Genomic DNA, 8,851 nt, shown 5'->3' with positions numbered 1-8,851 from the left:
ATAATAAAAAGTTTGATAGGGAATAGCGTTGTCTTGGCAAAACTGCTTAATGGACACTGTGCTTTGCTTTTGTTGTTCAATAATCGCCGCCCAGTGCGCGCGTTTTTGTGCTTGTTTCATGGTACCTCCGCTTAAAAAGGTACTATGACAAAGTCCGTGTCTTATGGGTATGTGGGGTTTATTAACCGCTTACAAGCAATGCGCATATTTCCTCCTTCAGCGGAAAATCAGAAAAAGCCACTTGAAGCGATGGGGCTCGCTTGCCGTCTGTTTGTTGGGTGTGTTGTTGAAGGGTTGCGAAAGTACGTCCAAGTAACGAATGGTGATGAGGGTCTGAGCGCAAGTTAGTGCCAAAATTACCCAGTTTTTTGATCGAGTAGGTAACGTTACCCTGTTTATCGACCAAGGGGAGAGCATCAGAATCAGCGCGGGCAAGTTGGTCTTGGCAGGCGCGGTGATAGCGTTTATGTAAAAGTCGATACCGCTCGGTAGCGGAATAGTTGGGGCCGTCCTTGGGCACAGGTGTTTTTTACCCGTTCGCGTATGCTGTATTCAGGCAAAAAAAGGCCTCGACAGATGCCGAGGCCTTTAGCATTCCGAAGGTAAACGGAATTAGTGCTGAGGTTTGGTCGCCGGTGCGTAGGCAGATGCACGTGCCTCGGCGCTTCCCGCCGCTTTCGCTTCTGGGTTAGGCGCTTTAAAGGCAGCGATGGCCACCGGGCTGTGATCAACTGGTTCGTTCGGTGCCGGTGCTTTCATCATCGGTGATGTCGCTCGGCGGTATTGAATCGTTGCCGTCGGGGCATTGATTTCCGCTTCGCACTCAATCACTTTCTCGGTCACCAAATCGACCTCTGAGTCTTGCTCAGGGGTTGCCGTTGGCGCGTCTGGGGTCGTGACATTTGGCATCGCATCGACCACCGGTGTTGCTTGGCTTTGTGCCGGTTGTGGCGCTGGTTCAGAGGCACTTGTCGAAGCCATCGGTTGGGTCGACACTGACTCTGTCTCCTCCGATTTAGCTTGCATGATAATGACTTTACCCATGGCCATTTCTGGACGGGCAACACCACTGACGATAGCCTTATTGTTTTGGCGCTTGTCTTGGCGGCGACGGTCTTGTCTGACTTTCACCGGTTGCTCTGCCGACCACACCTTGCCCATCGCCATTTCGGGTGACGCCATACCGGTAGTCAGCGGCATTGGACTTTTCACCATTGGACGGCGACGACGACGCTGCCCACTGGCGCGAAGGTGGCGCGGTGAGCGACGGTTACGGCGCTTGTCCTGCTGACCTTCTTTCTTGGCATTATCAGGCTGCTGTTTGGCTTGCTGCGCCACTTCTGCCCCGACTTGCTGCAAGTCTTTACCTTGGTCAGGTGTTACCTCGGCCGCCACTTGGCTATCCGCATTGTCTTTGTTGATACGGACACTGCGATTTAGCTTACGACGTTGACGGCGTTGTTTAACCTGTTCGGTCTTCTCTGTCTTTTGATCGGGTTGCTTATTACTTTTATCCGCTTTGTCAGCCTGTGGCTTGGTTGCCTTAGCGTCGTCCTGCGCCGCAGGCTTTTTCGCTTTGTCGTTGCGGTTATCGTTACGGGTTTTCTTCCCTTTACGATTATTATCGCGACGTTCTTCTTGTGGCTTATTCTGGCGGCGTTGTTTGTTATTCCGTCCACGTTCACCGTTGTTGCTATCACTTTGCTCGTCGCGGTTTTGTGGCTTGTTATGGCTACGTGACTTATTGCGCTGGCTGTGTGATGGCTTCTGGCTTTGCTCTGTCTGAGCTGGCTCAGGTTGGGCGGCAGGCTGTGACGATGAAGCGGTTGCTGCATCATCAGCGGGCGCGGCAAACAAGCGCGAGAAGAACTGACTCACTTTGGCGAACAGGCCTGGCTGGGTTGTCGCTGATGGCTCATCGGTTGGCGCAGCCGCTTTRGTTGCACTGGGTGCTGGCGAGCTTGGCGCCGCAAATCCCTGTAATACAGGCYCTTCACGTTTTTTCGCTGGACGCGCTTGTTGTGGCTCTTCGCGGGCTTCTACTTCCTTGAGCGCATCAATCTGGCTAGGCAACTGATAGGACAGGTTCGCCATTTCTTCACCGCCGCGGACGCGAACCACATCAAAGTGTGGCGTCTGCATATCAGCATTGGGTACCACGACCACTTTGACATTGTGGTATTTCTCAATGTGCTGGACCGAGCGGCGCTTTTCGTTAAGCAGGTAAGAAGCGACGGGGACCGGGACAATACCCAATACTTGCGCCGTGTTCTCTTTCATTGCTTCTTCTTCCATCAGACGAAGAATCGACAATGACAGTGACTCGTTGTCACGAATCACACCGGTGCCTTTACAGCGCGGGCAAATATGATGACTGGCTTCTGCCAATGACGGGCTGAGGCGCTGACGTGACATTTCCAGCAAACCAAAGCGTGAAATACGTCCGATTTGTACCCTTGCACGGTCCATGCGGACAGAGTCACGCAATTTGTTCTCCACCTCGCGTTGGTGGCGGACAGGCGTCATATCGATGAAGTCGATCACGACCAAGCCACCTAAGTCACGCAGACGCAATTGGCGGGCAATTTCTTCTGCTGCTTCAATGTTGGTTTGCCGCGCCGTCTCTTCAATATCACTGCCTTTGGTGGCTCGGGCAGAGTTGATATCGATTGAGGTCAGGGCTTCGGTCGGATCAATGACAATCGAGCCACCTGAGGGTAAGCGCACTTCGCGTTGGAAGGCAGATTCGATCTGACTTTCAATCTGATAGTGGCTAAATAGCGGCACTTCACCTTCATAAAACTTGATGCGGCTGACAAAGTCAGGACGAACCAGCTTGATGTGCTCTTGCGCGCGTTGGAAGACCTTCTCACTGTCAATCAAGATCTCACCGATATCACGGCGCAAATAGTCACGGATCGCACGGGCAATCACGTTACTTTCTTGATGGATAAGGAAAGGCGCAGGGTTGGCTTTAGCTGCCTCTTTAACCGCTTGCCAGTGATTGAGCAGCACTTTCAAGTCCCACTCAAGCTCTTCGGCCGATTTACCCACACCTGCGGTGCGTACAATCAAGCCCATTCCTTGCGGCAGTTCGAGGCCAGACATGGCTTCTTTAAGCTGGCTGCGCTCTTCTCCCTCAATGCGACGAGAAATCCCGCCAGCACGTGGGTTGTTTGGCATTAATACCAAATAGCTACCCGCAAGCGACACAAACGTGGTCAGGGCGGCCCCTTTATTGCCGCGCTCTTCTTTGTCTACTTGGACAATCACTTCCTGGCCTTCTTTCACCACATCTTTGATGTTTGGACGGCCTTGATAGGTATAACCGGAAGGGAAGTATTCGCGAGCGATTTCTTTTAGAGGGAGAAAACCGTGTCTTTCGGCGCCGTAATCAACAAATGCCGCTTCCAGGCTAGGTTCGATACGGGTAATGCGTCCTTTGTAGATATTCGCTTTTTTTGACTCATGGCCAGGACTCTCGATATCGAGGTCGTATAGCCGTTGACCGTCGACCAATGCGACGCGCAACTCTTCTTTCTGAGTTGCGTTAATCAACATTCTTTTCATCTGATTGTTCTCATTTATTTATCGTTGTTATTAGCGGTTGATGACGAGAGCAGTCGTCAATGCTGCCTGACCCCAAGTCTGATATGGTGCAGCCTCCCGGCTGGAGAAAATCAGGGGTGCGCTCGGGCAAGTTTTAATCGGCCAGCTGCAACGGTTTTTATGGCTCACCGGATTACGCAGTTGGCGTCCGCCGTTTTTACCGATGGCGGAGAGCTCTGACACTGACTAACGGTCTCGTGTCAACACACTAAACGGGTGCTTTTGGTTTACGTCTTACGCCAATTGCCGCGTAACGCCTTAAAAGCATTCGGAATTATGGTTCTTTTACGGATGTAACCGCATACAGCTATCGCTTGATGGATTCATCGCAGACTCAGCTTTTTATCGAAAAATGCATGTTCCGCTGATGAAGTCGCTGTCRCAGGCGATAAACTGTGTTTCAGATAAGCGTTTGCTTTTCTGATTAACGCCGCAACTATAGCAGGGAGACTAAAGTCCAGCAATCGGCTTTATTCGCTTATGTTGTCTTGGTAGTAAAACCGCGCAGATGTGGTGTTTTTTTGCACGATGATGCCTTTGTGCTGCTCGCGGTAATGGGGGCGAGCACAGCCCGTCGCTGTGCTAGGTAAGGGATAACTTGCCGTAGCAGGTGCATGTCGCTGTGCTTAGCGGTAGAATGAAGGTTATGACAGAACAAAAAACTCAAGTGCGATTCATCGACATCGATGACGACATCGCCGGCCAACGTATCGACAATTTTCTGCGAAATCAGCTGAAAAACGTCCCCAAAAGTATGATTTATCGCGTGCTTCGTAAAGGAGAAGTGCGAGTTAATAAAAAACGCATAAAACCAGAGTATAAGCTGCAAGCCGGAGATGTGGTGAGGGTGCCTCCCATCCGCCTTCCAGAGCGCGATGAGAAAGCTGCCCCCAGTACCAAATTAGACAAAGTGGCTGCGCTTGAGCATTGCATTATTTATGAAGATGACCACCTACTTGTGCTCAATAAGCCTTCGGGTACCGCGGTGCACGGGGGAAGTGGGCTACAATTTGGCGCGATAGAGGCAATGCGCGCACTGCGTCCCAAAGCGCGGTTTTTGGAGCTGGTGCACCGGATTGATAGAGACACCTCCGGGATCTTATTGATTGCTAAAAAACGGTCTGCGTTGCGCCATCTGCAAGTGCAATTTCGCGAAAAAACGGTACGCAAAGACTATTATGCCTTGGTGATGGGCAAATGGCCGACTAAACAGCGCAAAGTCACGGCACCTTTACTGAAAAATGAGGTGAACAGTATTGTGCGTGTCAATTCAAATGGGAAGCCGTCGGAAACCCGTTTTAAAGTGCTTGAGAGCTTTGCTGAAGCAACCTTAGTGCAAGCAAGCCCTGTGACCGGGAGGACGCATCAGATTCGTGTGCATGCTCAGTATATGGGTCACCCGTTGGCGTGGGACGACCGCTATGGCGATCCCCGTTTTGATGCGTATACCAAGCCGTTTGGGTTGGATCGTTTATTTTTACATGCGACCACCATCTGCTTCCGACACCCGAGCAAGGATGAAAGCATGACGCTCAATGCACCGATGGAGCCCAAGCTTGAGCGGGCGCTTGAGGGACTACGGGCAAAAACCGCATAATTTTTTCCGTATTCCCATATCGTAAATACGCAGTATTTYGTCGCTGCATCTTGCAACAGTGAGTGTTGAAAACGCGAGGTAAAAATGAACATAGAACCACCGACCACCGTTGATTATGATGTGGCGTCGAATATGGCAATAAGAAAGCCGCATCCTGCCATTGCCTCTTATTCGTTACTGATTTTTGATTGGGACGGCACTGTGATGGATTCGATTGGGCGCATTGTCTCCAGCCTGGATGCGGCGGCTCGTTTGACAGGGCAACTACCCATTTTACCTCCAGAGCGTTTGCAAACCATGATTGGCCTGAGTTTAGAAAAAGGTTATCAACGACTTTACCCTGATGCAGATCCAACATGGTATGGCGATTGGATTCACCACTATCGCCAACAGTTTGTGCACGATAACCCGACGCCGTGTCAGCTGTACCCTGGCGTGAAAGACACCCTTGTGTCCCTAAAAGCGCAGGGGTTTAAATTGGCGGTGGCAACCGGGAAATCACGCGCTGGACTCGAGAGGGCAATGGCGGAGACTGGAACTCAGGATTTGTTTACGGTGACGCGATGCGCCGATGAAACGGCCTCTAAGCCGGATCCTCAAATGTTGGATGAAGTGTTAGCGCATACAGGCATGCCACGGGATAAAGCGCTGATGATTGGCGATACCGGGCATGATATGCAACTAGCCATCAATGCGAATATGGCAAGGCTCGCGGTCACTTGGGGCGTAGAAGACTCTGCCAGCCTTTCGACGTTCGATCCCGTTGCCGTATTAAACAGCTTAAATGAGCTGGTGATGGAGAGAGCATAGTACTTGTTAAGGTCTGAGCGCTATCTTGCAGTCCCCAAAGATATAGACCATGATGAGTTAAGGTTTAGATGGAAGCGAAAATAATGAATAGAAAAATTGAAAATTATGGCGTTCAATCGATCCAAAGACCAAAAATTAAAGCGAAGAAAAGCATAGATTTATCGGGCGATCTTGGACGTCAGATTATTAAGTCTGAGACTAAACTGGCTTTACGAACACACGCGAATACGTTTAAAAAGCTAGCTGATATGTGATGGATATCATTTGTTTCCCCTTCGAGCGCGTTATTGAGATAAACGCTTTTATCTTAGCGTCTGGTCCCGGGATGCAAGGAGCTGTAGATCTCGGGAAACTACCTCCTCTCGCTCAACGATTTCGAAATCGTACATGATAACGATCTCCTTGCGGATGCTGTTCGAGACCTTGTTTTGGGAGAAATTAGTGAATTGGATTTCGCCGATGTGCTATACGCTCAATACGCAAGAGTATAAACAATATCCAATTCATGTTCCCCTTAAGGCAGGGAACGCCGACTTGGTGTATATAGCCACTAGATCACGTCGATACCCTCCTTTTCTAGCATTTCACGCAAGCGTATTAACGGCAGACCAACAAGGGTATTCGGATCGCGTCCGTGCATCGCATTGAAAAGGGCAATGCCCAAACCTTCACATTTAAAGCTGCCAGCACAATCTAGCGGCAGTTCTTTGTCGATATAACGAATAATTTCTTGTTCGCTTAGCTCACGAAAATCGACATGAAAGGGTTCAACGTCCGATTGATGCTCCCCCGTGTCACTGTTTATCAATGCAATCCCTGTATAAAAGGTGACTTGTTTGCCGCTTGCGCGTTTTAGCTGTTCGATCGCCACCTCTCGCTCATGCGGCTTGCCTAACACCTCCTCGTCTATTACACACACTTGGTCTGAACCGATAATGAGCGCATTATCGAACAGCGGCATCCCCGCCATGGCCTTTTCGAGTGCCAGGCGCTCAACCATGTCAGTCGCACGCTCGTGCTCCTGCCGACTTTCGTCAATGGCAGGAGAGAAGGCCGTGAAAGGCAGCGCAAACTTTTTAAAAATAGACTGACGATAGGGAGAACTTGAGGCCAGCACAATTTTTGGTGGTTGTGTGGAGTGCATGAGCGATCCTTCTTTACTTGCGCGCAGGGTTAGATTTGACCAAAAAACAACCCGCATCGGTGATTGTTTATTTCCAACTCTCAGTCTAACCTGAAAAAATGGTAGGCGCGACTTTGAGTCGGGCAAAGCCGTAGCGGTGTGCCTAGCTGGCTTATTGACGGCGGTGAAAGGGTGGGTTTTCATTGTTGCCGGTACGAATGGACAAAGCACCAGCGGCATCCCGATCACCGATGGACTGTGCGCTTTTGTCGCTATCACCCTTTCGCGCCTGACACAGGCAACATTTTCTTTGACTCCAGCGCATTTGGAGGCTAATATTCGCGCCCTATGCAGAAGGTAAAGCTACCGCTGACGGTTGATCCGTTCMGTTGTGCACAAAAGCAGCTTGACTATGATGGTCTTGTAGACAAGCAGCGTTTAGTGCGTCTCGGTGAGGCAACCCAAAGCATCGATAGTGATGCGGAAGTGATGCTTTCGTTCGACATTGACGCCCAAGGGCTCAAAACGGTCACCGGTCGTGCGACCGTCACAGTGAGTCTTGAGTGTCAACGTTGTTGGGAGCCATTTTCATATCGCTATGAAACTGAATTCGTTTATAGCCCGGTTTTCAATGATGACCAGGTTGGCAATTTACCGGATGCTTATGAGCCGGCATTAGTCGACGAAAACGGTGAGATTGATCTGATTCAATTAGTCGAAGACGAGTTGATTGTGGCCTTGCCACAAGTCGCCATGCACGAAGACACCGACTGTAAAGTTAGTGCAGAGAACATGGTGTATGGGGAAATCCCACTTGCTGATGAGCGTCCAAATCCGTTTGCCGTACTAAAAAACTTAAAGCAAAGTAACGAGGAGTAGGGTCAATGGCCGTACAAAAGAACCGTAAAACCCGTTCTAAGCGTGGTATGCGTCGTTCACACGATGCACTGGGTACTCAAGCTGTATCTGTAGACAAAACCAGCGGTGAAACTCACCTGCGTCACAACATGACTGCAGACGGTTTCTACCGTGGCCGCAAGGTTATCAACAAGTAAGGTTGACCCTTGACTCGGTTAACCATTGCACTCGATGCGATGGGCGGGGATTTCGGTCCCCAAGTCACAGTGCCTGCCTCCGTGCAGGCATTGTCACGTTTTGCGGACCTAAACGTGATCCTAGTGGGCGACGAGCACCACATTAAGGCGTCACTGAACCAGCTCAATGCCCAGCATCATTCCCGATTATCTATCGTCCATGCCCCGGACGAGATCCCTAATGATATGCGTCCGTCTACGGCGCTGCGCCGAAGCCATGGCACGTCTATGCGCGTGGCACTGGAAAAGGTGGCCAGTGGTGAGGCGGATGCGTGTGTGAGTGCAGGGAACACGGGGGCGCTAATGGCGCTATCCAAGTACTTGCTCAAGCTCTTGCCTGGCATTGATCGTCCCGCTCTCGTAACAGCCTTACCAGGCGCCAATTATCAACGTAAATGGTTGCTGGATTTAGGTGCCAATGTGGCCTGTGATGCCGATACCTTATTCCAATTCGCGGTGATGGGCGCGGTGTTAGCGGAGGCTGAGTTAGGCCATACCCCGCGTATCGGCCTATTAAATATTGGTGAGGAAGCGATCAAAGGCAATGATTTGGTGCGTCGCTGTGCTGATCTCTTGCAGCACAGTGAGTCCGTGCGTTACACCGGCTACGTAGCGTAG

General features: G+C 50.7%; 8 protein-coding genes and 2 pseudogenes. 7 read left to right on the top strand and 3 right to left on the bottom strand.

Annotated elements, in window-relative coordinates; all coding sequences use genetic code 11:
• Positions 1 to 120, bottom strand: a 120-nt coding sequence (gene tnpA / locus BZG14_RS16145; RefSeq protein WP_443216206.1) for an IS66 family insertion sequence element accessory protein TnpA, incomplete at its 3' end; no start/stop codon positions are given.
• Positions 121 to 612: 492 nt separating this feature from the next.
• The gene (rne, locus tag BZG14_RS13930) at positions 613 to 3,561 is read right to left on the bottom strand and encodes a ribonuclease E (RefSeq protein ID WP_077609015.1); all 2,949 of its coding nucleotides are present in this window, start codon (positions 3,559 to 3,561) and stop codon (positions 613 to 615) included.
• Positions 3,562 to 4,255: 694 nt separating this feature from the next.
• On the opposite strand from rne, the gene rluC reads away from it, so the two are divergent.
• The 4 genes and pseudogenes from rluC (at position 4,256) to BZG14_RS13910 (ending at position 6,507) form a co-directional block, all read left to right on the top strand.
• Positions 4,256 to 5,206 carry a 23S rRNA pseudouridine(955/2504/2580) synthase RluC gene (gene rluC / locus BZG14_RS13925; protein WP_077609013.1) on the top strand — a complete coding sequence of 317 codons (951 nt, stop codon included), beginning with the start codon at positions 4,256 to 4,258 and terminating at the stop codon, positions 5,204 to 5,206.
• 84 nt (positions 5,207 to 5,290) lie between these two features.
• Positions 5,291 to 6,016, top strand: a complete 726-nt coding sequence (locus BZG14_RS13920) for an HAD-IA family hydrolase (protein ID WP_241824676.1) — start codon at positions 5,291 to 5,293, stop codon at positions 6,014 to 6,016.
• Positions 6,017 to 6,099: 83 nt separating this feature from the next.
• Positions 6,100 to 6,270, top strand: coding sequence for an acetyltransferase (locus tag BZG14_RS13915; RefSeq protein WP_077487035.1), 171 nt, complete (start codon positions 6,100 to 6,102; stop codon positions 6,268 to 6,270).
• Positions 6,270 to 6,507: pseudogene (locus BZG14_RS13910) on the top strand (hypothetical protein). Before BZG14_RS13915 ends, BZG14_RS13910 begins: the two are co-directional and overlap by 1 nt.
• Positions 6,508 to 6,566: 59 nt before the next feature.
• On the opposite strand, the gene BZG14_RS13905 reads toward BZG14_RS13910, so the two are convergent.
• Positions 6,567 to 7,160 (bottom strand): Maf family protein, encoded by a 594-nt coding sequence (locus tag BZG14_RS13905; RefSeq protein ID WP_077487031.1) that lies wholly within the window; start codon positions 7,158 to 7,160, stop codon positions 6,567 to 6,569.
• Positions 7,161 to 7,487: 327 nt separating this feature from the next.
• Here BZG14_RS13905 and yceD point away from each other — a divergent pair, with 327 nt between their 5' ends.
• The 3 genes and pseudogenes from yceD to BZG14_RS13890 form a co-directional block, all read left to right on the top strand.
• Entirely contained in the window at positions 7,488 to 8,018 is a 531-nt protein-coding gene (gene yceD / locus BZG14_RS13900; protein ID WP_077609012.1) for a 23S rRNA accumulation protein YceD, read from the top strand.
• Between the two features lie 5 nt (positions 8,019 to 8,023).
• Positions 8,024 to 8,194 (top strand): 50S ribosomal protein L32, encoded by a 171-nt coding sequence (gene rpmF, locus BZG14_RS13895; RefSeq protein WP_046075434.1) that lies wholly within the window; start codon positions 8,024 to 8,026, stop codon positions 8,192 to 8,194.
• Positions 8,195 to 8,203: 9 nt separating this feature from the next.
• Positions 8,204 to 8,845 (top strand): annotated as a pseudogene (locus BZG14_RS13890) (phosphate acyltransferase); the annotation flags it as partial.
• Positions 8,846 to 8,851: the final 6 nt, after the last annotated feature.

The organism is Salinivibrio sp. IB282 (genome assembly GCF_001995685.1).
Lineage (GTDB): Bacteria > Pseudomonadota > Gammaproteobacteria > Enterobacterales > Vibrionaceae > Salinivibrio > Salinivibrio kushneri.
The sequence above is the reverse complement of the archived record's forward strand: the minus strand, read 5'-3'. Positions and strand labels throughout refer to the sequence as shown.

Coding starts and splice junctions, on each gene's coding strand:
- BZG14_RS13920 (WP_241824676.1), top strand. CDS start 5,291: ATGAACATAGAACCACCGACCACCGTTGATTATGATGTGGCGTCGAAT.
- BZG14_RS13915 (WP_077487035.1), top strand. CDS start 6,100: ATGAATAGAAAAATTGAAAATTATGGCGTTCAATCGATCCAAAGACCA.
- rpmF (WP_046075434.1), top strand. CDS start 8,024: ATGGCCGTACAAAAGAACCGTAAAACCCGTTCTAAGCGTGGTATGCGT.
- BZG14_RS13905 (WP_077487031.1), bottom strand. CDS start 7,160: ATGCACTCCACACAACCACCAAAAATTGTGCTGGCCTCAAGTTCTCCC.
- rluC (WP_077609013.1), top strand. CDS start 4,256: ATGACAGAACAAAAAACTCAAGTGCGATTCATCGACATCGATGACGAC.